20 protein-coding genes and 2 tRNA genes are annotated in these 23,929 nt (G+C 72.2%); 6 read left to right on the top strand and 16 right to left on the bottom strand.

Features of this window, described 5'->3' with window-relative positions; all coding sequences use genetic code 11:
* Nucleotides 1-145: 145 nt before the first annotated feature.
* From ruvB to pgsA, 10 genes are all read right to left on the bottom strand, one after another.
* Nucleotides 146-1,201, bottom strand: coding sequence for a Holliday junction branch migration DNA helicase RuvB (gene ruvB, locus ABZ822_RS12655; RefSeq protein WP_360851219.1), 1,056 nt, complete (start codon nt 1,199-1,201; stop codon nt 146-148).
* A gap of 86 nt (nt 1,202-1,287) precedes the next feature.
* Nucleotides 1,288-1,902 (bottom strand): Holliday junction branch migration protein RuvA, encoded by a 615-nt coding sequence (ruvA, locus tag ABZ822_RS12650; protein WP_360851216.1) that lies wholly within the window; start codon nt 1,900-1,902, stop codon nt 1,288-1,290.
* Nucleotides 1,899-2,459 (bottom strand): crossover junction endodeoxyribonuclease RuvC, encoded by a 561-nt coding sequence (ruvC, locus tag ABZ822_RS12645; RefSeq protein ID WP_360851213.1) that lies wholly within the window; start codon nt 2,457-2,459, stop codon nt 1,899-1,901. Before ruvC ends, ruvA begins: the two co-directional genes overlap by 4 nt.
* Before the next feature lie 156 nt (nt 2,460-2,615).
* On the bottom strand, nt 2,616-3,368 hold the full coding sequence (locus tag ABZ822_RS12640; RefSeq protein ID WP_360851210.1) for a YebC/PmpR family DNA-binding transcriptional regulator: 753 nt from the start codon (nt 3,366-3,368) through the stop codon (nt 2,616-2,618).
* A 62-nt stretch (nt 3,369-3,430) separates the two neighbouring features.
* Nucleotides 3,431-4,021: a pyridoxal 5'-phosphate synthase glutaminase subunit PdxT gene (pdxT, locus tag ABZ822_RS12635; protein ID WP_360851208.1), complete on the bottom strand. Its 591-nt coding sequence runs from the start codon at nt 4,019-4,021 to the stop codon at nt 3,431-3,433.
* Nucleotides 4,022-4,173: 152 nt separating this feature from the next.
* On the bottom strand, nt 4,174-5,103 hold the full coding sequence (pdxS, locus tag ABZ822_RS12630; protein ID WP_360851205.1) for a pyridoxal 5'-phosphate synthase lyase subunit PdxS: 930 nt from the start codon (nt 5,101-5,103) through the stop codon (nt 4,174-4,176).
* Nucleotides 5,104-5,384: 281 nt separating this feature from the next.
* Complete coding sequence (locus tag ABZ822_RS12625; protein ID WP_360851202.1) at nt 5,385-5,930, bottom strand: hypothetical protein; 546 nt, start codon at nt 5,928-5,930, stop codon at nt 5,385-5,387.
* 551 nt (nt 5,931-6,481) lie between these two features.
* Nucleotides 6,482-7,645: a glycosyltransferase family 4 protein gene (locus ABZ822_RS12620; protein ID WP_360851199.1), complete on the bottom strand. Its 1,164-nt coding sequence runs from the start codon at nt 7,643-7,645 to the stop codon at nt 6,482-6,484.
* A complete protein-coding gene (locus ABZ822_RS12615; RefSeq protein ID WP_360851196.1) occupies nt 7,642-8,652 on the bottom strand; it encodes a phosphatidylinositol mannoside acyltransferase in 1,011 nt (336 codons plus the stop codon). The genes ABZ822_RS12620 and ABZ822_RS12615 overlap by 4 nt, the downstream gene beginning before the upstream one ends.
* A complete protein-coding gene (gene pgsA / locus ABZ822_RS12610) occupies nt 8,652-9,314 on the bottom strand; it encodes a phosphatidylinositol phosphate synthase (RefSeq protein WP_360851194.1) in 663 nt (220 codons plus the stop codon). The genes ABZ822_RS12615 and pgsA overlap by 1 nt, the downstream gene beginning before the upstream one ends.
* A 189-nt stretch (nt 9,315-9,503) precedes the next feature.
* On the opposite strand from pgsA, the gene ABZ822_RS12605 reads away from it, so the two are divergent.
* Together ABZ822_RS12605 and ABZ822_RS12600 are read left to right on the top strand one after the other, a co-directional pair.
* Nucleotides 9,504-11,702 (top strand): elongation factor G-like protein EF-G2, encoded by a 2,199-nt coding sequence (locus ABZ822_RS12605; RefSeq protein WP_360851191.1) that lies wholly within the window; start codon nt 9,504-9,506, stop codon nt 11,700-11,702.
* 222 nt (nt 11,703-11,924) lie between these two features.
* Nucleotides 11,925-13,580 (top strand): hypothetical protein, encoded by a 1,656-nt coding sequence (locus ABZ822_RS12600; protein WP_360851188.1) that lies wholly within the window; start codon nt 11,925-11,927, stop codon nt 13,578-13,580.
* An 85-nt stretch (nt 13,581-13,665) separates the two neighbouring features.
* Here the strand turns inward: ABZ822_RS12600 and ABZ822_RS12595 are convergent, their stop codons facing one another.
* Nucleotides 13,666-14,229, bottom strand: coding sequence for an HIT domain-containing protein (locus ABZ822_RS12595; RefSeq protein WP_360851185.1), 564 nt, complete (start codon nt 14,227-14,229; stop codon nt 13,666-13,668).
* Between the two features lie 67 nt (nt 14,230-14,296).
* Here ABZ822_RS12595 and ABZ822_RS12590 point away from each other — a divergent pair, with 67 nt between their 5' ends.
* On the top strand, nt 14,297-14,956 hold the full coding sequence (locus tag ABZ822_RS12590; protein ID WP_360851182.1) for a potassium channel family protein: 660 nt from the start codon (nt 14,297-14,299) through the stop codon (nt 14,954-14,956).
* 56 nt (nt 14,957-15,012) lie between these two features.
* Here ABZ822_RS12590 and thrS read toward each other — a convergent pair whose 3' ends face one another.
* On the bottom strand, nt 15,013-17,007 hold the full coding sequence (thrS, locus tag ABZ822_RS12585) for a threonine--tRNA ligase (protein ID WP_360851179.1): 1,995 nt from the start codon (nt 17,005-17,007) through the stop codon (nt 15,013-15,015).
* Between the two features lie 109 nt (nt 17,008-17,116).
* On the opposite strand from thrS, the gene ABZ822_RS12580 reads away from it, so the two are divergent.
* Nucleotides 17,117-17,686 carry a DinB family protein gene (locus ABZ822_RS12580; protein WP_360851177.1) on the top strand — a complete coding sequence of 190 codons (570 nt, stop codon included), beginning with the start codon at nt 17,117-17,119 and terminating at the stop codon, nt 17,684-17,686.
* A 110-nt stretch (nt 17,687-17,796) separates the two neighbouring features.
* On the opposite strand, the gene ABZ822_RS12575 is transcribed toward ABZ822_RS12580, so the two are convergent.
* The gene (locus ABZ822_RS12575; RefSeq protein ID WP_360851174.1) at nt 17,797-19,041 is read right to left on the bottom strand and encodes a hypothetical protein; all 1,245 of its coding nucleotides are present in this window, start codon (nt 19,039-19,041) and stop codon (nt 17,797-17,799) included.
* Nucleotides 19,041-19,607, bottom strand: a complete 567-nt coding sequence (locus ABZ822_RS12570; RefSeq protein WP_360851171.1) for a DUF4365 domain-containing protein — start codon at nt 19,605-19,607, stop codon at nt 19,041-19,043. The genes ABZ822_RS12575 and ABZ822_RS12570 overlap by 1 nt, the downstream gene beginning before the upstream one ends.
* Nucleotides 19,608-19,786: 179 nt before the next feature.
* Here ABZ822_RS12570 and ABZ822_RS12565 point away from each other — a divergent pair, with 179 nt between their 5' ends.
* On the top strand, nt 19,787-20,512 hold the full coding sequence (locus tag ABZ822_RS12565) for a 3'-5' exonuclease (protein ID WP_360851168.1): 726 nt from the start codon (nt 19,787-19,789) through the stop codon (nt 20,510-20,512).
* Nucleotides 20,513-20,606: 94 nt separating this feature from the next.
* On the opposite strand, the gene ABZ822_RS12560 is transcribed toward ABZ822_RS12565, so the two are convergent.
* Nucleotides 20,607-20,678, bottom strand: a tRNA-Val gene (locus ABZ822_RS12560).
* 299 nt (nt 20,679-20,977) lie between these two features.
* Here ABZ822_RS12560 and ABZ822_RS12555 point away from each other — a divergent pair.
* Nucleotides 20,978-23,755 (top strand): hypothetical protein, encoded by a 2,778-nt coding sequence (locus ABZ822_RS12555; RefSeq protein WP_360851165.1) that lies wholly within the window; start codon nt 20,978-20,980, stop codon nt 23,753-23,755.
* Nucleotides 23,756-23,835: 80 nt separating this feature from the next.
* Here ABZ822_RS12555 and ABZ822_RS12550 read toward each other — a convergent pair.
* Nucleotides 23,836-23,907: transfer RNA gene (locus tag ABZ822_RS12550), tRNA-Val, on the bottom strand.
* Nucleotides 23,908-23,929 lie beyond the last annotated feature (22 nt).

The raw sequence follows: 23,929 nt of genomic DNA, 5'->3' as shown, positions 1-23,929 counted from the left end.
CTGGGGCGGCCTGGTATTCGGGGGTGGGCACGCCATCCGGCAAAGACGGCATCGGCGGAGTCTAAGCGAGTCCGCACCAGAGGAACAACGTTCAGCATGGCACCCGGGTTCCGGGTGCGGCGAGTCCCGCGCCGTAGCCGTATGGTCACACCCCGAACAAACCCTGCTGTCCCGGCGCCCCACCGCCCTGCTGGGGCGGTACGAGACCGAGGTGCTGCCAGGCCGCGGGCGTCGCGACCCGCCCGCGCGGTGTGCGGGCCAGCAGTCCCTCCCGTACGAGGAAGGGCTCGGCGACCTCCTCGACGGTCTCCCGCTCCTCACCGACGGCGACCGAGAGTGTGGATAGACCCACCGGGCCGCCGTTGAACAGCTTGAGCAGGGCGCCGAGCACGGCGCGGTCCAGGCGGTCCAGTCCGCGGGCGTCGACCTCGTAGACCCCCAGGGCCGCGGCTGCGACGTCGCGGGTGACGACCCCGTCGGCCTTGACCTGGGCGTAGTCGCGCACGCGGCGCAGGAGGCGGTTGGCGATGCGCGGGGTGCCGCGGGAGCGGCCGGCGATCTCGGCGGCGCCCTCCGGCTCGATGTCGACCTCGAGCAGCCGGGCCGAGCGGTGGAGGACGCGCTCCAGCTCCGCCGGCTCGTAGAACTCCATGTGACCGGTGAAGCCGAAGCGGTCACGCAGCGGGGGCGGCAGCAGGCCGGCCCGGGTGGTGGCGCCGACCAGGGTGAATGGCGGGAGTTCGAGCGGGATGGCGGTGGCGCCAGGGCCCTTGCCGACGATCACGTCGACACGGAAGTCCTCCATCGCCATGTAGAGCATCTCCTCGGCGGGCCGGGACATCCGGTGGATCTCGTCGAGGAAGAGGACCTCCCCCTCGGTGAGGGAGGAGAGGATCGCGGCGAGGTCGCCCGCGTGCTGGATGGCGGGGCCCGAGGTGATGCGGATCGGGGCGCCCATCTCGGCCGCGATGATCATGGACAGGGTGGTCTTGCCCAGGCCGGGGGCGCCGGAGAGCAGGACGTGGTCGGCGGTCGCGCCGCGGGCGCGCGCCGCGCGCAGCACGAGGTCCAGTTGCTCGCGCACCCGCTCCTGGCCGATGAACTCCTCGAGGTCCTTCGGGCGGAGGGCGGCCTCGACCGCCTGGTCCTCGCCGTCGGCGGCGGGGCCCACGAGGCGGTCCGCGCCGTCTTCCCAGTTCAACTCGGTGCTCCTTGCCTGTCGTTGTGGTGCGCGTGGTCCTGTACGGGGCCGGGTGCGCGGGCGCCCGCGGCCGCTTCACGCACGCGTCATCGCGCCCGGTTCAGGGTTTGCAGGGCCGCGCGCAGGAGCTGGGACACGGGCGGGGGCGGGCCGTCCCCCGCTTCGGCCTGGGGCGCCACGGCGGTGACCGCGTCGTCCGCCTCGCGCGGGGCGTACCCCAGGCCCACGAGGGCGGTGTGGAGCTGGTCGCGCCAGCCGGCCGCTCCGGCCGCCGGCGCCGCGGCCTGGACCGCGCCGGTCGGTGCGCCGAGCCGGTCCTTCAGTTCGAGCAGCAGCTTCTGGGCGCCCTTCTTGCCGATGCCCGGTACGGCGGTGAGCGCCTTCTCGTCCCCCGTGGCGACCGCGCGCCGCAGGGCATCCGGGGAGTGCACGGCGAGCATGGCCTGCGCGAGGCGCGGGCCGACGCCGCTGGCGGTCTGCAGCAGTTCGAAGGTCTGCCGCTCGTCGTCGTCGGCGAAGCCGTAGAGCGTGAGGGAGTCCTCGCGCACGACGAGGGAGGTGGCGAGCCGGGCGGGCTGCCCGAGGCGGAGCCCGGAGAGCGTGTCCGGGGTGCACTGCACCGCCAGGCCCACACCCCCGACCTCGACGACCGCGGTGTCCGGGGCGAGAGCGGCGACGGAGCCGCTGACGAAGGCGATCATCGGGCGGTGCCCTTCGGGGTCGGCGGGATACGGGACGGCGCGGTACGCCGCGCCGCGGCGTGCGCCTGCTGGAGCCGGTTCAGCGCCGGAGAGCGCCAGATGTGGCAGATGGCGAGCGCGAGGGCGTCGGCCGCGTCGGCGGGCCGGGGCGGAGCGTCCAGCCGCAGCAGCCGGGTCACCATCGCGCCCACCTGCGCCTTGTCGGCGCGTCCTGTGCCGGTGACGGCGGCCTTCACCTCGCTGGGGGTGTGCAGGGCGACGGGGAGCCCGCGCCGCGAGGCGCAGAGCATCGCCACGGCACTGGCCTGGGCGGTGCCCATGACCGTGCGGACGTTGTGCTGGCTGAACACCCGCTCCACGGCGACGCATTCGGGCCGGTACTCCTCCAGCCACTCCTCCACGCCGCGCTCGATCGCCACCAGCCGCTCGCCGATGTCCGCGTCCGCGGGGGTTCGTACGACGCCGACTCCGCGCATCGTCAGCGGCCGGCCGGCGACGCCCTCGACCACGCCGATGCCGCACCGGGTCAGCCCTGGGTCCACGCCGAGCACCCGCACCGCGGCCCCTCCCCACTCTCTCGCGCACCTGTTCCTGCGTTCCCGCAGGCTATCGGCCCCCACCGACAACTCCCGCACATACAGCGGCGGGCCGGCCGGGCATGTTGCCCCGCCGGCCCACTGCCGCAGGTGGTCGACCCCGTGGGTGACCCGGGATCAGGCCTCGACCTTCTCCATGACGTCGTCCGCGACGTCGAAGTTGGCGAAGACGTTCTGCACGTCGTCGCTGTCCTCCAGCGCGTCGATCAGCTTGAAGATCTTGCGCGCGCCGTCCTCGTCGAGCTCCACCTGCATGGTGGGGACGAAGTTGGCGTCGGCCGAGTCGTAGTCGATGCCCGCGTCCTGGAGCGCCGTGCGCACCGTGACGAGGTCGGTGGCCTCGCTGAGGACCTCGAAGCTCTCGCCGAGGTCGTTGACCTCCTCGGCACCGGCGTCGAGGACCGCGGCCAGGACGTCGTCCTCGCCCAGCGAGTTCTTCGGGACGATCACCACGCCCTTGCGGTGGAAGAGGTATGACACCGAGCCCGGGTCGGCCATCGAGCCGCCGTTGCGCGTCATGGCGACGCGCACGTCCGAGGCGGCGCGGTTGCGGTTGTCGGTGAGGCACTCCACGAGCACCGCGACGCCGTTGGGCCCGTAGCCCTCGTACATGATCGTCTCGTAGTCGGCGCCGCCGGCCTCGAGCCCCGCACCGCGCTTGACCGCGGAGTCGATGTTCTTGTTCGGAACCGACTGCTTCTTCGCCTTCTGGATGGCGTCGTAGAGCGTCGGGTTACCGTCGATGTCGGCACCGCCCATGCGGGCCGCGACCTCGATGTTCTTGATCAGCTTCGCGAAGAGCTTGCCGCGCTTGGCGTCGATCACGGCCTTCTTGTGCTTCGTCGTAGCCCATTTAGAGTGGCCGGACATCCGCCTGTCTCCTTCACGTAACCCGTTCCTGGACCAACACCGGTGATCCTACCGGGATCCGCTCAGCCACCGCCTCGCACCGTGTCCACGAACAAACGGTGAACCCGGTGGTCCCCGGTGAGTTCCGGGTGGAAGGACGTGGCGAGCACATGGCGCTGACGCACGGCGACGATGTGATCCTCGTGCGTGGCCAGCACCTCGACGTCGCCGCCGACCGACTCCACCCACGGGGCGCGGATGAAGACGCCCTCGACCTTCCCGTCCTCGATGCCGGTGAAGTCCACGGCGGCCTCGAAGGACTCGTTCTGCCGCCCGAAGGCGTTACGGCGCACGATCATGTCGATGCCGCCCAGCGTCTCCTGGTCGTCCCGGCCGTCCAGCAGCTTGTCCGCCAGCATGATCATGCCCGCGCAGGTGCCGTACGTGGGCATGCCGCCGCGGACGCGCTCGCGCAGCGGCTCCAGGAGGCCGAAGATCACCGCGAGTTTGGACATCGTGGTCGACTCGCCCCCGGGGATCACCAGGCCGTCGACCTCGGCGAGCTCCTCGGCCCGGCGGACCGGGCGGGCCTCGGCACCGGCCCCGGCGAGCGCGGCGAGGTGCTCACGGACGTCGCCCTGGAGGGCGAGGACGCCGATGACTGGGGTGGACACGGGAGGGACCTCTCAGCGGTGTGGGTGGCGTACGGGCGGTGCGGGTTACGCAGCTCTACGGGTTACGCAGCTCCGCGGCCGGGTCTCAGGGGCTGACGGCCGGTGGGCGGCCCGCGGTCCCCCGCCGACCGCCCACCTGTCGAAGATCCCGTTCACCAACCGCGGTTGGCGTACCGCTCGGTCTCGGGGAGGGTGTCGCAGTTGATGCCGACCATGGCCTCGCCCAGGCCGCGGGACGCGTCCGCGATGATCTTGGGGTCGTCGTAGAAGGTGGTGGCCTTCACGATGGCGGCGGCGCGCTTGGCCGGGTCGCCGGACTTGAAGATGCCGGAGCCGACGAAGACGCCCTCGGCGCCGAGCTGACGCATCAGCGCGGCGTCGGCCGGGGTGGCGACACCGCCGGCGGAGAACAGCACGACGGGCAGCTTGCCGAGCTCCGCGACCTCCTTCACCAGCTCGTACGGGGCGCGCAGCTCCTTGGCCGCGGCGTACAGCTCGTTGTTGTCGAAGGCGCGCAGCCTGCCGATCTCGTTCTTGATCTGGCGGAGGTGGCGCACGGCCTCGACCACGTTGCCCGTGCCGGCCTCGCCCTTGGAGCGGATCATGGCCGCGCCCTCGGCGATCCGGCGCAGGGCCTCGCCCAGGTTGGTGGCGCCGCAGACGAAGGGGGTGGTGAAGGCGAACTTGTCGCTGTGGTTGACCTCGTCGGCCGGGGTGAGGACCTCGGACTCGTCGATGTAGTCCACGCCGAGCGCCTGGAGGATCTGCGCCTCGACGAAGTGGCCGATACGGGACTTGGCCATCACCGGGATGGACACGGCGCCGATGATGCCCTCGATCATGTCCGGGTCGGACATCCGGGCCACGCCGCCGTCCTTGCGGATGTCGGCGGGCACACGCTCCAGCGCCATGACCGCGACCGCGCCGGCGTCCTCGGCGATCTTCGCCTGCTCCGGCGTGACGACGTCCATGATCACGCCGCCCTTGAGCTGCTCGGCCATGCCGCGCTTGACGCGCGCGGTGCCGGTCTCGGGGGTCCCGGAGGAAGCGTTGGCAGACGTGCTGGGGAGCGTGCTGGACACGGTTTGACCTCACTCGATGACGAATGTGCGATGAGCCCATCGTAGGCCCGTTCGAAGTCCGTCCCCGACCCGCACCCGGCTCGGGTGGACCGCACGACCACGGGGGCCTGCTACCGGGAAGAGACAACCGCGCGCCGCCGTGCCGCGACAAGGGCCAATCAACCGCCGGTGGCCCGGTCGTTCCCCGGACTCCGGCCGCACGAGGACGCTCCGCAGCGGAGCCGGCCGTACCAGGACGCCACCGCGCGATGGCGTGCATCACACCGTGGCCGCGGCGCGGCTCAGGGCCGGGCGTGGGCCGCGAGGGCGGCCGGCGGCTCGTCGTCCATCTCGAAGGCCATCGGGAACGGCGCGTGCCCCGCGAGCCGGAACCAGCGCACCTTGCGGTGGCGCCGCAGGGCGCGCGCCGCGCGCACGGCGTCGTTGTGGAAGCGCCGCGCCATCGGGACGCGGCGCACCGCTGCGGCCAGTTCCCCGACCGCCTCCTCGCCCCCGGGGGCGTCGCGTACGGCATCGACCTGCGCGGCCTCGCCGAACACCGCGCGCAGCGCCTGGCTGAGTTCGCTCTCGGTCACCTCGCGCTGCTCCTCCTCCGCCTGGCGGGCGGCGTGCGCGGCCTGGTACAGCACGATCGACGCGGCCGGATCGAGCACACCCGACGTCGCCACCTCCTGAGCGACCGAGGCGCGGCGCAGAAGCTGCGCGTCGAGCGCGGCGCGGGTGGCGTCGATCCGTGCGTGCAGCCGGTCGAGCCGTCCCGCGGTCCAGCTCAGGTACAGCGCGATCGCGACGAGCGCCACCGCGATCCAGATCCAAGTCGAGGTCACGGGCGGAAAGGCTACCGGCCGGGAAATCCTTTTCCGGCACGGCGAATCACCGCGGTGCCCTGCGGGGCGCTCCGGCGGAAGTCCGGTCGATCGGCCCAGGTCTCAACTGGGCCGAATCGGCTGGGACCGCCCCACGGGTAGCCGTTTCGTCTCGCGCCGACGGCGCAAAGCGGAGCAGCGGGGCGGCGGCAGCCCGGTACAGGCCCGCACCCGCAGCACGGGCCGGTGGTCGGCCACAGTTCAAACGGGCCCGAACTGGCCCCCGTACCCGTTGCAAAAACGCTTGCCTTCGGTCAAGCACTTTGAAACGCCCGTGCCACGCCCGCCCGTTCGTCGGGCAACCCCAACGACGCCCGACCCTCGGACACCCAGCCCAGCCGACCCCCACCCCGCCCGATGCTCGAACACCACCCACCGGCGCCCGCCGGCACGGGAAGTACACCCAACGCCCCCAACCGACAGACCCCCAAGACCCCAGGCACTCACCCGAGATAGGGCACGCCGTCGCCCTCGCATGCACGCGGCGTCAGTCGCCTCGGGCGCCCGTGGCGTCAGTCCCGGGCCAGCCCGAAGCGGGCGCGCAGACCGCTCGTACGGTCGTCCGCGGCGACCGAGGCCGCGCCGTCGGTGACCGTCTCGTAGACCGCCAGGATGTCGGCGCCCACCGTCTCCCAGTCGAAGCGGCGTACGTGACGGGTGCCGCGGTCGCTGAGTTCCTCGCGGCGCGCGGGGTCGCCGAGCAGCCGTACGGCGGCGGTCGCCAGCGCGTCCGGGTCCTCGACGCCGAACAGTTCGCCGGCCTCTCCCCTGTCCAGGACCTGAACGAACGCGTCCAGGTCGCTCGCGAGGACCGGGGCGCCCGCCGACATCGCCTCGACGAGGATGATGCCGAAGGACTCGCCGCCGGTGTTGGGTGCCACGTACACGTCCACGCTGCGCAGCAGGCGCGCCTTGTCCTCGTCGCTGACCATGCCGAGGAACTCCACGCGCTTGCGCACCTCGGCCGGCAGTCCGGCGACCGCTTCCTTCTCGTCGCCGCGCCCGGCGACGAGAAGCCGCGTCTCCGGCCGCTCCTCGATGATCCGGGGCAGCGCCTTCATGAGCACGGGCAGGCCCTTGCGGGGCTCGTCGATGCGGCCGATGAAGCCGATGGTGCCGCCCTGCCACTCGGGCTTGGGTTCGGCGTCGGCGAAGAAACCGACGTCCACACCGTTCGGGATGACCACGGCGTCACCGCCGAGGTGTTCGACGAGGGTGCGGCGCGCGTACTCGCTCACCGCGATCCGGGCGCTGATCTTCTCCAGGGCCGCCTGCAGGATCGCGTACGCGGCGACCATCGCCCGCGAGCGCGGGTTGGAGGTGTGGAACGTGGCCACGATCGGGCCCTGAGCGGCCCAGCAGGACAGCAATCCCAGCGAGGGCGAGGTGGGCTCGTGGATGTGCAGGACGTCGAAGTCGCCCTCGTGCAGCCAGCGGCGGACCCGCGCGGCGGACAGGAAGCCGAAGTTGAGGCGCGCCACCGAGCCGTTGTACGGCACCGGGACCGCGCGTCCGGCCGAGACGACGTACGGCGGGAGCGGCGTCTCGTCGTCCGCCGGGGCCAGGACGGAGACGTCGTGGCCGCGGCGGATCAGGTGCTCGGCCAGGTCCCTGATGTGGAACTGGACGCCGCCCGGCACATCCCACGAGTACGGGCAGACGATGCCGATCCTCAAGGCTTCTCCGTTCCGGAGCCGTCGTCACGTGAACCGCTGTCCTGAACGCCCGGGCCGGCGGCGCCTGTTGCCTCTCCAGGAGCGGCGGCAGCGGCACCGCCGGCCGGCTCCCGGGGCTCGAGATCCTTCAGCCACAGCCGCTGCAGCATGTGCCAGTCCTGCGGGTACTCGGCGATCCCGGCGGCGAAGACATCGGCGAGCGCCTGGGTCATCGCGGACGTCTTCTCGGCCCGGCTGCCGGTCGCCGGGACCTCGATCGCCGGATGCACGCGGCCGCGCATGAGCGGCGGCTCGTCGTACCGGAGGGTGACCGGGAGCAGCAGGGCGCCCGTCTGCTGGGCGAGTATCGCGGGCCCCGCCGGCATCCTCGCCGTGTCCCCGAAGAAGGACACCTCCACTCCGGACTCCGACAGGTCGCGGTCGGCGACGAGGCAGACCAGGCCGCCCGCGCGCAGCCGCCGCGCCAGGGTGCCGAACGCGCGGCCGCCGGTGTGCGGCAGGACCTCCATGCCCAGGCCCTCGCGGTAGGCGACGAACCGGTCGTAGAGCGTCTCCGGCTTCAGCCGCTCGGCGACGGTGGTGAAGGGCACGCCGAGCTTGGTGGTGACCCAGGCGCCGGCCAGGTCCCAGTTCGCCAGGTGAGGCAGGGCGAGTATCACGCCCTTGCCCGCGGCCAGGCCCTCTTCCAGCAAGTGGATGTCCTTGACCTCGAAGCTGCTCGCGATGCGCTTCTTGCTCCAGGCGGGGAGGCGGAAGGACTCCATCCAGTACCGCAGGTACGAGCGCATGCCCGCGCGGGACAGCTCCGCGAGTCGCTCGGGGCCCGCCTCCGGGACGACGCGGGCGAGGTTGGCCTCCAGGCGCAGCACGCTCTTGCCGCGCCGTCTCCAGGCCGCGTCGGCGATCTGCTGCCCCAGCCTCACGGCCACGGGCTCGGGGAGGAGCTTGACCGTGCTCCAGCCCAGGCCGTAGAGCCCGTCCGTCAGCCGGTGCCCGATCCCCGTCATCACGCCTCGCTCCCCTGCGCCGAGGCCGAACTCGCGTCGGCCTCCGCGGCTTCACGCCGTACGGTGACCATACGCTGCCCCAGTGTCACCAGACTGCCGACGGCCACGATCCACAGGGCGATCGGCAGCAGGATCCCGATGTGCGGCACCCCGAACGTCTCGAATCCGGCGAAGCCCGCCGCCACCAGCGAGATCGTCAGCCGCTCGGCGCGCTCCACCAGCCCGTTCACATTGACGGGCAGCCCGATGCTCTCGCCGCGCGCCTTGGTGTACGAGACGACCTGCCCGCTGGCCAGGCAGAAGATCGCGACCGCGCACAGCGCGATGCTGTCGCCGCCGCCCGCGTACCAGAGCGCGAACCCCGCGAAGATCGCCGCGTCCGCGACCCGGTCGAGCGTGGAGTCCAGGAAGGCGCCCCACCGGCTCGACCTGCCCAGTTGCCGGGCCATGTTCCCGTCCACCAGGTCCGAGAAGACGAACAGGGTGATTACCACAGTGCCCCAGAACAGCTCGCCCTGGGGATAGAAGACCAGCGCGCCCGCCACGACGCCCGCGGTACCGGTGAGCGTGACCGCGTCGGGGCTGACGCCGAGGCGCAGCAGGAGTGAGGCGAACGGTGTGAGAACACGCGTGAAAAACGCACGCGCGTACTTGTTCAGCATGGCCTTCCCGAGGGTCGGTGGGGGCCGCGCGGCCCCTACGGCCACCGGCGCCGCCCCATCGTAGCCAGCGCGCGCCTGCCCGGGGTGAGGGCACCCGGGGCGTGCCCGGGGTCCGGACGTATGGACGCGGCCTGAGAGCGGTGGAAAGCTCGAAAGAACGCAACAGGTGCAGACCGGGAGGCGAGGCACATGGGCGACAGGACGAACACACACCCCGGGGCCGCCGGCAGGGCAGTATCGGCCGACCAGCCCTCTTCGCTGCGGAACGTGGTGCTGGTCGGCCACAGCGGATCGGGAAAGACCACGCTGGTCGAAGCACTCGCCCTCGCAGCGGGCGCGGTGAACCGGGCGGGCCGGGTCGAGGACGGGAGCAGTCTCTCCGACTACGACGACATCGAGCACCGGCAGCAGCGATCCGTACAGCTCACCCTCGTCCCGGTGGAATGGGGCGGGATCAAGATCAATATTCTGGACACACCTGGATACGCCGACTTCGTCGGGGAGCTGAGGGCCGGTCTGCGAGCAGCGGACGCGGCCCTTTTCGTCGTCTCGGCGGCGGACGGCGTGGACGGGTCGACGCGCATGGTGTGGGAGGAGTGCGCGGCGGTGGGCATGCCGCGCGCGATCGTGGTGACGCACCTGGAGTCGGCGCGTGCCGACTTCGAGGAGATGACGGCGGTGTGTCAGAGGGTGTTCGGTGGCGACGACCCCGACGCCGTCCTGCCGCTGTACCTGCCGCTGCACGGCGAGGAGGGCGCGGACGGGCACGCCCCTGTCGCCGGCCTCATCGGCCTGCTCTCCCAGCGGATCCTCGACTACTCCTCGGGCGAACGGGTCGACCGCGCACCCGACGACGAGCATCTGCCGCTCATCGAGGACGCCCGCAACCGCCTCATCGAGGGGATCATCGCCGAGAGCGAGGACGAGACCCTCATGGACCGCTATCTCGGCGGCGAGGAGGTCGACGTCAAGACGCTGATCGAGGACCTGGAGCGGGCCGTGGCGCGCGGCACCTTCCACCCGGTCCTCGCGGCCGCCCCCGCGTCCGAGGGCAGCAAGCAGGGCATCGGCACCGTCGAACTGCTCGAGCTGATCACCGGCGGCTTCCCGACCCCGCTGGAGCGCGAAGCGCCGGCCGTCACCACCCCGGAGGGCGCCCCGCGCCCCGCCCTGGCGTGCGACCCCGAGGGTCCGCTCGCCGCGGAGGTCGTGAAGACCGCCTCCGACCCGTACGTCGGCCGGATCAGCCTCGTACGGATCTTCTCCGGCACGCTGCGCCCCGACGAGACCGTGCACGTCTCCGGCCACGGCCTGGAGGACCGCGGCCACGAGGACCACGACGTGGACGAGAAGATCGGCGCGCTCTCGGCACCGTTCGGCAAGCAGCAGCGGGTCATGTCCCAGGCCATCGCCGGTGATCTCGCGTGCGTGGCGAAGCTGAGCCGGGCCGAGACGGGCGACACCCTGTCCGCCAAGAACGACCCGCTCCTGATGGAGCCGTGGGTGATGCCCGACCCGCTCCTCCCCGTCGCGATCGAGGCTCACAGCAAGGCGGACGAGGACAAGCTCTCGGTCGGCCTGTCCCGCCTGGTCGCCGAGGACCCGACGATGCGCCTGGAGCAGAATCCGGACACGCACCAGGTGGTCCTGTGGTGCCTGGGCGAGGCCCATATGGACGTGGTGCTGGAACGGCTGCGCAGCCGGTACGGCGTCCAGGTCGACGCCGTGCCCCACAAGGTGTCGCTGCGTGAGACGTTCGGCGAGAAGGCCGGCGCGCGCGGCCGGCACGTCAAACAGTCCGGCGGACACGGGCAGTTCGCGATCTGCGAGATCGAGGTCGAGCCGCTGCCCGAGGGGTCCGGCATCGAGTTCGTCGACAAGGTCGTCGGCGGTGCGGTGCCGCGCCAGTTCATCCCGTCGGTGGAGAAGGGCGTACGCGCCCAGGCCCAGCGCGGCGTCGCCGCCGGCTACCAGCTCGTGGACGTCCGCGTGACCCTGCTCGACGGGAAGGCGCACTCGGTCGACTCCTCCGACGCCGCCTTCCAGACGGCGGGCGCGCTCGCGCTGCGCGAGGCCGCGGCACAGTGCAAGATCCATCTGCTGGAGCCGTACTCGGAGGTCCAGGTACTGGTTTCGGACGAGTACGTGGGGTCCGTCATGAGCGATCTGTCGGGGCGCCGCGGCCGGGTCGTGGGCACCGAACAGACCCCGGGCGGGCGCACGCTCGTACGGGCCGAGGTGCCGGAGATCGAGATCGGCCGGTACGCGGTGGATCTGCGGTCGCTCTCGCACGGCACGGGCCGGTTCAGCCGTTCGTACAGCCGGCACGAACCGATGCCGCCGCAACTCGCCACGAAGATCCGCGAGGAGGAAGGGTCCGGCGCGTAGAGGAGCCGGACCGGCGCACAGGAACGACCGGATCCGGCGTGTGAACGAGGCCGGATCCGGGGCGAGATCCAGGTGCCGCCCACCCAACTGCCGTGCGGTGGGCGGCACTCCGCCGATACGCTGAGATGCACGTCCGACGGTAGTCCCTGAACACAGGCAGGGTTGCCGGGCGTTGTAGTCGGGAAGATCGTTGAGCGGAAGCGCAGCGGCTTGGGGGCGGTAGTGGCAGACGGCGGTTTCGACTTCAGTCCCGGGGCGCAGGTTCCGCTCACGGGCGCCGCGGGACAGACGGCGGCGACGAACGCCCTGGCCTCGGCGGCCTACCGGGACAGTCCGGTCGCCGAGCTGCTGAAAGCGAACAGCGACTGGCACAAGTCGAAGGTGACTCCGCCGAAGCTGTCACTGTTCGAGCCGAACCTCGGTGAGGCGTTCTCGCGCGCCGTGCAGACGCGGCTGCTCGGGGGCGGCCGGGCGCCGATCATCCAGTCCTTCGGCACCGAGCCGCAGGCGGTGGTCGAGCACTGCCTGGCGGCCAACCGCATCCGCAAGGAGCGCGACACCAAACTCACCGTGGTGATGGTGCTCTTCGGCCTGCTGTTCCTGCCGGGGATGCTGCTCTGGCTGGCGGCGTTCCAGATCCGCCGTACGCTCGCGGGGTCGCAGAACCGCCGAGCGGGCGCCCTGGGCACGGCCGTCCTCATCGCCATGGGCGTGCTGGCCGTGATCTTCCTTCTCCGGCTGCCGTTCACCGGCTTCTGGGGCATCTACCTGCGCGCGATGGTGATCGCCCCGGTGATCGGCTGGGTGTGGGCGAAGCAGATCGCCGAACGTACGGCGAAGGTGCTGCGCGACGCCTGGGCCGGCATGCTCGCCGGGGGCGGGATCGGCGCGAAGATCCCCGAGGCCGTACCGCAGAACCCCAACGAGACCAGCGCCGAGCGGCTGCGCCTCGGGCTGGCCAAGCTGTCCGCCGAGGAGCGCAGCAACCTCGTCTTCTACGCGGGCCCCAAGGGCATCCTGGGCATGGGCACGCGCTGGGGCAGCTGGCAGATGGCGGAGGAGCTGGTCTCCCGGGATCCGGACAAGGAGATCAACCCCTTCCGGAGCTGGGACGTGGTCAAGGCGGTCCACGACCAGTTGCGCATGCTGGAGCGCGGCCCGCTGCACACCGGCGGCTTCCCGAAGCCGTCCGTCACGCACTGGATCGTCTCCCCCATCGGCGAGGGCGCCGACGAGGTGGCCCGGCCGCAGGACAGCGACACCGACGCCTTCCAGATCAGGGGCCATGAGGTCCAGCGGATCTGCAACGAGCAGCAGTTCGGCAGCGGCAACCGCCACTATCTGGGCGTGCAGTTCGTCCTCTGGGACGGCCAGCTCGTGATCACGATGCTGGTCACCGTGACCGTCCTGCACGAGACCCTGCGCATCGAGGTGACGGGGCACGCGCTCGGCCCGGTGCACCCGCTGTTCACCAGCAAGCCGGCGGCGAAGTCCAAAGAGGTCGCCAAGGCCGTCAAGTTCTGGGAGACCAAGTCGGTGGCCCTGCCGCTGGTCGACGCCAAGGAGGTGGTGCGGCTCGCCGCCCGCGCCCCCCTCACCTGGTTCCCGCCGGTCCTCGACTACCTCGGCGGCAAGGTCGGGCTCCCCGAGCCCTTCGGACTGCGGCACGCCTGGGCCGACAAGCCGTGGCGCCACCGCTTCATGGCGGACGACGCGCTGCGCGCCGCCACTCCCGTGCTGCGGGTGGTGCACTCGGCCGCGCTCCGCGTCCTGGAGGAGAACGGCGTCGACACCGAGCAGTTCGGCAACCGCTCCACGCTGCTCAGCGGCAACGTCCAGGGCGCGAGCCCGATGAAGGCCGACCTCTACGACGCGTAGGCGTACCCGCCGCACCGGTACGGGCGAGGGGCGCGGGCCCATGGCGGGCCCGCGCCCCTCGCGCGTACGACGTGTCCGTCCCGGTTCAGTCCGCGGCCGGCCAGGCCTCGGCGAGGATCCGGCGGGTGTCGGCGAGCAGCTGCGGCAGCACCTTCGTGTGCCCCACGACAGGCATGAAGTTGGTGTCCCCGCCCCACCGCGGCACCACGTGCTGGTGGAGGTGGGCGGCGATACCGGCGCCCGCGACCGTGCCCTGGTTCATGCCGATGTTGAAGCCGTGCGCCCCGGAGGCCGTGCGCAGCGCGGTCATCGCCCGCTTGCTGAACTCGGCCAGCTCCGCCGTCTCGGCCAGGTCCAGATCCGTGTAGTCGGCGATGTGCCGGAAGGGGACCACCATGAGGTGGCCACCGTTGTACGGGTAGAGGTTGAGGACCGCGTAGACGTGCTCGCCGCGGGCGATGATCAGCCCGTCCTCGTCGGACTTCTCCGGGATCGTGCAGAAGGGGCAGCCGTCGCCGGCACCGGGACCGCTCGGCTTGTTCTCCCCCTGGATGTAAGCCATGCGGTGCGGCGTCCACATCCGCTGGAACGCATCCGGCGTCCCGACTCCGATCTGCTGTTCCGGCTCACTCGTCATGCTGTGCAGCATATGGCTTCGCCCGTTCGCAGCGTGTCGCCGGGGCGGTCGCCCGGGGGCCGCCCGCGATGCTGAGCCGATGAACGACGACAGCCGGATGCGGAGCTGGGAGCGGCGCACCACCGTTCCGCTCTTCGTCGCGTCGCTCCTGTTCCTGACCTCGTACGCGGTGCGGGTGCTCGACACGGGCCTCTCGCCCTTCTGGGACCGGTTCTGGCTGATCGTGACCGGGGTGACGTGGGCCTGCTTCCTCGTCGACTACGGGGTGCGGTTGCGCTTGAGCGGCCGCGGTCTGCGGTTCGTCGCCACCCACCCGCTGGACGCCGTGGTCCTGGCGCTGCCGCTGCTGCGGCCGTTGCGCATGGTGCAGATGTACAACGTGATGAAGCAGCGGCACCAGGAGCCGGTGCTCAGACTCTACGCGCGGGTGATCACGTACGCGAGCCTGACCGCGCTCCTTCTGGGCTTCGCCGCGTCCCTGGCCGTCTACCGGGCCGAGCGCGGTGCGCCTGGCGCCTCGATCCTCACCTTCGGCGACGCGGTGTGGTGGGCCTGCTCGACGCTGACGACGACCGGCTACGGCGATGCGGTGCCGGTGACGCCGACCGGCCGGATCGTCGCCGTCGTGCTGATGGCGTGCGGGCTCGCGCTGCTGGGCGCGGTCACCGGCTCCTTCTCCTCCTGGCTGCTGCAGACCTTCGCGCGGCCGGGCGACGAGCGCAGGCCCCCGAAGCGCTGACGCTCCGAGGGCCTGCTGCGGGCTCGTGCACCGGCCCGCGGGCCGGTGCATGCGGATCAGACCTGCACGCGGTCCTGGATCGCGCCGACGATCTCGGCCACCGCGTCGTCGACGGGCACACCGTTCTTCTGCTCGCCGTTGCGGTAGCGGAAGGAGACGGCGCCCTTGGAGACGTCGTCGTCGCCCGCGATGAGCATGTACGGCACCTTGGCCTTCTGCGCGTTCCGGATCTTCTTCTGCATCCGGTCCGCCGAGGCGTCCACCTCGACCCGGATGCCCTGCTTGCGGAGCCCCGCGGCCACCTCCCGCAGATACGGCACGTGGTCGTCGCCGATCGGGATGCCGACCGCCTGGACCGGGGCGAGCCATGCCGGGAACGCGCCCGCGTAGTGCTCGAGCAGCACCGCGAAGAACCGCTCGATCGAGCCGAACAACGCGCGGTGGATCATGACCGGGCGCTGCCGCGAGCCGTCGGCCGCGGTGTAGGTGAGGTCGAAGCGGTCGGGCAGGTTGAAGTCGACCTGGATCGTCGACATCTGCCAGGTCCTGCCGATCGCGTCCTTGGCCTGCACGGAGATCTTCGGCCCGTAGAAGGCGGCGCCGCCCGGGTCCATCACCAGGTCCAGGCCCTGCTTCTCGGCGGCCTCGCGCAGCGCCTCGGTGGCCTGCTCCCAATTCTCGTCCGAGCCGATGAACTTCTCCGGGTCCTTGGTGGACAGCTCCAGGTAGAAGTCCTCCAGGCCGTAGTCGCGCAGCAGGTTCAGCACGAACGTGAGCAGCGAGTCCAGTTCGTCGGCCATCTGCTCGCGGGTGCAGTAGATGTGCGCGTCGTCCTGGGTGAAGCCGCGGGCGCGGGTGAGGCCGTGCACGACGCCCGACTTCTCGTAGCGGTAGACCGTCCCGAACTCGAAGAGGCGGAGCGGAAGTTCACGGTACGAGCGGCCCCGCGCGTCGAAGATCAGGTTGTGCATGGGGCAGTTCATGGGCTTGAGGTAGTAGTCCACGCCCTCGTCGAGCTGCATGGGCGGGTACATGCCCTCGGCGTACCAGTCGAGGTGGCCCGACTTCTCGAACAGCTTCCCCTTGGTCGCGTGCGGGGTGTAGACGAACTCGTAGTCCGCCTCCTCGTGCCGCTTGCGCGAGTAGTCCTCCATGACCCGGCGGATGATGCCGCCCTTGGGGTGGAAGACGGCGAGGCCCGAGCCGATGTCCTCCGGGATGGAGAACAGGTCCAGCTCGGAGCCGAGCTTGCGGTGGTCGCGCTTCTCGGCCTCGGCGAGGAAGTCCAGATATGCCTTCAGCTCGTCCTTCGACGGCCAGGCGGTGCCGTAGATGCGCTGGAGCTGCTTGTTCTTCTCGCTGCCGCGCCAGTACGCCGCGGCCGAGCGCATCAGCTTGAACGCGGGGATGACGCGGGTGGTCGGCAGATGCGGGCCGCGGCACAGGTCCTTCCAGCACAGCTCGCCGGACTTGGCGTCGAGGTTGTCGTAGATCGTCAGCTCGCCGGCTCCGACCTCGGCGGACGCGCCCTCGGCGGCGTCCGCGGCCGAGCCCTTGAGACCGATCAGCTCCAGCTTGTACGGCTCCCCGGACAGCTCCTCGCGGGCGTCCTCGTCGGAGACCGCGCGGCGCGAGAAACGCTGGCCGCGCTTGACGATCTCCTGCATCTTCTTCTCGATGCGCTTGAGGTCGTCCGGCTGGAACGGGGTCTCCACGTCGAAGTCGTAGTAGAAGCCGTCCTTGACGGGCGGGCCGATGCCGAGCTTGGCCTCGGGGAACAGCTCCTGCACCGCCTGCGCCATCACATGCGCGGTGGAGTGGCGGAGGATGTTCAGACCGTCGTCGGAGGAGACGAGGACCGGCTCGACGAGATCGCCGTCGGCCACCTCGTACGCCAGGTCCTTGAGGGCCGCGACCCCGCCCGAGGGGGCGACGCGGGCGGCCACGACGCTGCGGTCGCCGCCGAGGATCTCCGCCGCCGTCGTGCCCGTGGTCACCACGCGCTCTTCCCGCTCGGAATCGCGTTGGATGATCACACGGACGTCTGACACCGGACTCTCCTGACTGTGGGTGCTGCCGCAGCGGACACTGCGCGCCTGAATCGTACCGAGCCGTGCGGGGGCGACGCGAAAATGCTGCCCGCCGCCTACCGTGACCGGTATGGCCAACGACTGGAACAACGAGCTCGTCGATCAGCTCGCATGGCACTGGCGGAACCAGCTGCGCCCGCGCCTGGACGGGCTGTCCGACGACGAGTACTTCTGGGAGCCGGTGCCCGGCTGCTGGAACGTGCGACCCAGGGGTGAATCCACCGCCCCGATCGCCGTCGGCGGCGGCGCGTACACGATCGACTTCGCCTTCCCCGAGCCCGACCCGTCGCCGGTGACCACGATCGCCTGGCGGCTCGGCCACATCCTCGTCGGGGTCCTCGGCGCGCGCGTGGCCTCCCACTTCGGCGGCCCGCCCGTCGGCTACGAGTCCTACGACTACCCCGCCACCGCCGACGACGCCCTGGCCCGGCTCGACGAAGGGTACGCGGCGTGGACGGCCGGCGTGCGCGGCCTCGGGGAGGAAGGCCTGGAGCGCGCCTGCGGCCCGGCCGAAGGACCGTACGCGGAGCGGACGATGACGGCCCTCGTGCTGCACATCAACCGCGAGATGATCCACCACGGGGCGGAACTGGCGCTGCTGCGCGACCTCTACCGGCACCGGAAGTCCGGCATCTTCTAGAGCGCGGGGCCCGTTCCGGAGCGCGGGGTCCGGTTCCGGAGCGCGGGGTCCGGTTCCGGAGCGCGGCTTCGATCTCCGGAGCGCGCGCACCCGTGCCGCGCCGTCGGCCCTTACTCCTCCCCGCCGCACGCGCCCTCGAAGAAGTCCAGGTTCTCGTGGAGGGACTTGAGCAGCCGGTCCCGCTCCGCCTCGTCCACCTGCACCGGCACCACACCCTCCGCACCGGTGAGCCGGCGGAACCCGCCCCGGCTCTCCAGCCGGCCGCTCACCCGGACCGGCAGACCGACCAGGTGCGCCTGCCCGGCGATCCGGTACGCCTCCTCGTCCAGCGTCATCCGCACCTGCGGCACGTCCGCCCCGGCGAGCACCCGCAGCCGTACGCTCCCGGGCCCCGTGGGCGCCGAACGCCGCATCCGCACCACCGCGCCCGTGATCCGTACCGGCACGGACGGCTCCTGCCGTACGTACCGCGCGCCCGCCTCGCGCAGGGCCGGCAGGTCGCCGGGCGAGAACTCCACCGGCTCCGGGGTGTCCGCGAACCCCTGCGGCGCACCCGCTGCCGGTGCCCATTCCACGGCCAGCCGGATCCCCTCCGAGCCCCGGACGAGCGCCACGACCGCTTCGGTCAGCTCCCGGCTGACCCCGAGTCCGACGGCGGCGTCGAAGGCCTCCATACCGCCGGTGGCGCGCTGGTAGTCGGCCGCGTCGCGGGCGGCGTGCAGGGCGCGCAGCAGGCCGGCGGCCGCGGCGCGGCCGCGCTCGACCGGCACGAACACGGTGAGCCGGCGGCCGTTGCCCGGCTCCGGCCCGACCCGTACGTGCTCGAGGGCGGCCTCCGCGTGCCGCCGGTGCCGCGCACCGTGGTAGCCGGCCCGCCCCCGCGCGGCGAGTGCCCCGGCGATCAGCATCTCCCGTGCCCCCGACCGGAGTTGCTCCTGCGCGGGCCAGGCCCCGCCTGCGCCGCCGGACAGCGGAACGTCCCGCCACCACCGGATCTCGTCGCTCGGCACGGTGAGCCCCATGAGGACGTCGCGGGCGGACGGGGCGGCGCTGCGGGCCAGGGCCATGAGGGCTTCGGCGATCAGGTCCCCGCTGTCGGGGAAGGCGCGGCTCTCCGGCACCAGCAGGCTGGTGCCGGCCGACGCGGGACCGGGCGGCGTCCAGCGTGCGTAGCGGCCGGGCTCGCCTCCGCGCCGCTGCCAGCCGTGACGGCCGAGCAGCGTGCCGAGCACGGAGGGGTCGACCCGTTCCGGGGCCGGCCCGCCGGCCCCGGAGGGACCGTCGGACTCATCGGGGTGAGGGTGTACGGACTCGCGGGGGTGCGGGCGAACGGACCTGTCGGACGGCCGGTGCATCACGGTCTCCCTCCCACCCCGACCCGGGTCATGATCTCGCAGAGGGCTCGGTCGTCGAAGATCCGCGTCGTCGGAATCCGCACCGTGGTCCTGCGCTTGCCCGTCACCCGGTGCCCCGCCAGATTGATCCAGTAACAGCAGTGGCGGAGTTCGAGACGGTCATGGGACGCGCGCAGCCATTCCTCGGGTGTGCGCGGCACGAGCATCACCACGAGGATCTTGTGCACCGACACCGGAGTTCGGGCGAGCTTCACCAAGTGCTCGTTGTCGAGCGTGAAGGAGAACGACGCCCCGGGCGGGCGCGGCGCTATTTGATAGGTGCATTTGAGCTGCACTTTGATGGTCACTTCGTCGTCCACCGCATGGCCCGGCGCAATGTGGCTCACGTGCCAGTCGATTCCGTTGTCGGGAAAGGGCTGCGCGAGCGAGCAGCCCGCCGCGGCAGCGACCGCGTGGAGATAGCCCACCTGGATCGTCTCCATGCAGGCAGTGGTGGCCAGTCCGCCGCGCAGCGGTGCTAACCGCTCCGGCAGCAGCCCCCCTTGTTCGGGCTGCGCGAGCGTCATGTGCGAAAAGCCTTCCGGGCCTTGTCGTGGTGAATCCCCGTTGTGCGGACCGGATGACTTTCGAACGGTCCGTCAATTGTGTTGTCTCCGCCCCGCGTACGCCGCAAACAGCCCGGGTATCACCAGCTCGGACAGAGGGTCTCCATTCCGATCCACCGGTATCGCGCGAGGAGTTTGACATGTCGTGCTGGTTCGAGGGACCGCTCGCCGCATTCGACACCGAGACAACGGGAATCGACGTCGAGCAGGACCGCATTGTCTCCGCCGCCCTGGTGGTGCAGAGCTCCTCGGGAGCGGTGCCGCGCATCTACCGGTGGCTGGTGAATCCGGGAGTTCCGATACCCGAGGAGGCCGTCGCCGTGCACGGCCTGACGGAGGATCATCTGAACCGCGAGGGCCGCTGGCCCGCGCCGGTGATGGAGGAGGTGGCGCGGGCACTGGCCGCCCAGGCGGCGGCGGGCACCCCCCTGGTCATCATGAACGCACCGTTCGATCTGACGCTCCTCGACCGGGAGTTGAGACGGCACCGGGCCAAGTCCCTCGCGGACTACCTGGGCTGCTCACCGATGTGCGTGCTCGACCCCCGGGTCCTCGACAAGTACCTGGACCGCTACCGCAAGGGCCGCCGCACCCTCACCGACCTGTGCGAGCACTACGGCGTGACGCTGACGGCCGCCCACGACGCGGCAGCCGACGCCGTGGGCGCGCTGGAGGTCGTACGGGCCCTGTGCCTGCGGTTCGGGCCGCGGCTGGAGGAGCTGAGCCCGGCCGAGCTGCACGCCCGGCAGGCGGTCTGGCACGCGGCGCAGGCGCGGGGGCTGCAGTCGTGGTTCGCACGCAACGGCATGGAGGAGGCGGTCGATCCCGCGTGGCCGCTGCGCCCGGACCTGCCGGCCGCGGCGTAGGGACGACGGCACTGCGGGGCTCGCCGGCCGGCGGCCCGTGTGCACCAAGGACGAAGGCCGGGCTGCCTGTTGGCGTCCCGGCCTTGTAGAGGTGTGGGCGATACTGGGTTCGAACCAGTGACCTCTTCGGTGTGAACGAAGCGCTCTCCCGCTGAGCTAATCGCCCCCTGTGCCGGGGGCGTCCCCTGCGGCACGGCCAGAACCATACCGTGCCCAGGAGAGTTCCATCAAACGACATCCGGGGGCCGTGGCGCGGTCCGCGGAGGCCGGGGGCAGCCGCCCCACGGCACCGGTCTCAAGGGCGTGACAGGCGGACCGGCCGGACGGGACGGACCGGACGGGGAACGGGCGACGGGCTCCGCGACCGGGCCCGGGGCCACCAGTCGCGCAGGGCACCCCGTACTCAACGGATCTGAGTACGCGTACCCATGCCCGGGCCGTGTGGCGGCCACCACACTCCGGGGCATGAACAACGTGCCCCCGGCTCTGCCGCCCGCCGCCGAGCTCCACCAGCTCGAACTCACGCTGGCCCGGGTGGAGTCGCATCGCGCCTGGTTGCTCACGCGCAGGGCCCAACTGCTCGACCAGCTACGGCAGTACGGCCCCGGTGCCGCTCCCCCGCCCTCCTGGGGGCCGCCGCCCGGCCCCTGGTCCGCGCCGCGGAGCCCCGGCGCCGGACCGACGTCGAGGCGGGAGACCCGGCCGCCGACCGTCCAGAACGTGCTCCTCGCCCTCGGCGGCGTGCTCCTGGCCGTCGCCGTGACCGCCTTCACGGTCGTGAGCTGGGGACACATGGGCATCGGTGGCCGCGCCGCCGTGCTCGGCGCGCTCACGCTGGGCGCCATGGGAACGCCCGCCCTCCTGCTGCGCCGTGCGCTGCGGTCCACCGCGGAAGCCGTGGCGGGCATCGGACTGGTCCTCCTGCTTCTCGACGCGTACGCCCTGCACCAGGTGGCACTGGCGGACACCGATCCCGCGGGCTACGCGGCGCTCGCGACCGCCGCTGTGGCCGCGATCTGGGGCGGGTACGGCCTGTGGCTGCGACGGCCGCCGTTCGCGGGGGCCGGTGACGGCTCCGGTCCGGACACGCTCGCCGGGACGCGGGGGCTCCTGCTGCCGCTGCCCGTCGCCGTAGTCATGGCACAACTGCCGCTGTTCCTCACGGCGGTGGCGGCCGGGGCCGGTCCTCTGGGCTTCGCCTCGGCGCTTCTCGCGACGGCGACGGCCGACCTCGCACTCGTCCTCCCCCTCCGCGAGCGAGCCGCACGACGTGCCGTACGGCTGACCGCGTCCGTCTCGGCCTCCGTCACGGGCGTCCTCGGGGCGGTGATCGCGGCGGGGGTGTCGGTGACGACGACCGATCCGCTCCGGACGGCACAGGCCGCGGGGTTGCTGCTCGTCGCGGCCGCGCTCGGCGTGACGGCCGCGTGGCCCCGTACGGGCAGGCCCTCCACCGACGACGTCGACGCACCGGTAACGGCGCCCGAGGACCGGACACCGGCCGGTGCCACCACCGGCGGCTGGGCCACCGACCCTCTCGTCTCCGCGCTCGGCGCCGTCGCGCGTGCCTGGCCCGCGGCAGCGGGCGGGCTGGCCCTTGTCACCGCGGTCGGCGGACTGCTGCGGACCGCCCTGCCCGCGTCGTGGTCGGTCCTCGGCTACGTGCTGTGCGGCGCCGGCGTGCTGGCCGCCACCCGGTTCCTGGCCGCGCGGACGGCGGTGGCCTCCGGGCTGTCGGCGGCAGCGGGCCTCGTGTACGCGGGCGCGGCGCTCTGGACCCTGCCGTCCGTCGCGGTGGCCGTCCTGGCGCCGGTGACGTGGAGCGGTGCGGTCTGGTCCGGCGCGCCCTCCGGGGCGCGGGACGCGCTCGCCTCCGACGCCACCTCGGGTGTCGCCCTGGGCTGGCCGGGCACGGGCGCCGTGCCGGCCGTCCTGGCGGTCGTCGCCATCACGGCCATGGCGCTCCACCGGCGGGCGCCGGCCGGGCGCACCGCGGCCGTGGTCGCGGCGGTCGTCACCTGGTGTGCCGTCGGCGCCGTCCTGCCGGTCGCCCTCGACCTCCCGCATCCGGTCGCCGTGGCCCTGCTGGTGGCACAGGCCGGAGTGCTGCTCGTGGCCTCGGTGACGCTGGCCTCCGCGCACCACGTCGCGGCGGACGCCGACGTGACGGATGCCGCCGCATTCAGGGAGGGCAGTGCGTCACCGTCCGCCGCGGACGAACCGGTCGCCTCCGGCCCCCGGCCCGCCTCCTCGCCCCCCGACCCGTCCCACGGGGCGGGGAAGGACGCGGCCTCGCTCGCCGCACTGCTGTGCGCCGTCGTCATGACGCTGATGGCCGCCTTCTGGAGCCTGGCGGAGCAGTCGGTGACCCTCGGCACCCTCGGCGGTCTCCTCGTCGTCCACGCGGCAGCCTCGGCCGCCGGCCGCTCCGTACGGCAACGGGTCACGGCGGCCGTCGCGACCGCCTGCACCGTGGCCCTCACCGTCGCCGTGTGTGCCGCCGTGGATCTCCCGCCGCGGCGGACCGCGTTCGCCGTCCTCGCCGTCGCCGCGTCCGCCGCCTTCGTCGCGGCCCGGCTGCGGGCCCTGCCCGCCGGCCTCGCCGTCGAGTGCACCGGCTACGCCGCACTGCTCCTCGCGACCGGCCTGGCCGCGCGGGACCTCCCCACCCTCGCCTCGGTCCTGGCACTCGCCGGTGTCGTCGTGTCGGGCACGGCCCTGCGCCCGGACCGCCGGGCCGCGGGCCACGCCGCGGCAGCGCTGTTCGTCCTCGCGTCCTGGGCCAGGCTCGCGGGGTGGGACGTGGCGGCTCCCGAGGCGTACACCATGCCGGTGAGCGCCGCCGCGCTGTTCGTCGGCGTCCGCAGGCACCGCCAGGACCCGTCGGTGTCCTCCTGGGCGGCGTACGGCCCGGGCCTGGGCGCGACGCTGCTGCCGAGCCTCATGGCGGCCTGGGACGACACGCACTGGATGCGGCCTCTGCTGCTCGGACTGGGCGCGCTGGCCGTGACGCTCCACGGCGCCCACCGGCGGCTCCGGGCGCCTCTGCTGCTCGGCGGCACGGTCCTGGCGCTGGTGGCCCTCCACGAGCTGGCCCCGTACATCGTGCAGGTCGTGGACGCCCTCCCCCGCTGGCTCCCGCCGGCGCTCGCGGGCCTGCTCCTGCTGGGCACCGGGGCGACGTACGAGCACCGGCTGCGTGACGCGCGGAAAATCCGCGATGCGCTGGGCCGAATGCGGTAATTCCGGGAACAGGTTCCGGCCCGCCGGATCCGGAAAACACCGAGGGCCGGAGGCTCGAAGCCTCCGGCCCTCGGCCGGTGTGGGCGATACTGGGTTCGAACCAGTGACCTCTTCGGTGTGAACGAAGCGCTCTCCCGCTGAGCTAATCGCCCGGGCGCAGGGCACAGATTACCC

This window comes from Streptomyces sp. NPDC047108, from assembly GCF_040643575.1.
Classification (GTDB): Bacteria; Actinomycetota; Actinomycetes; order Streptomycetales; family Streptomycetaceae; genus Streptomyces.
The sequence above is the reverse complement of the archived record's forward strand: the minus strand, read 5'-3'. Positions and strand labels throughout refer to the sequence as shown.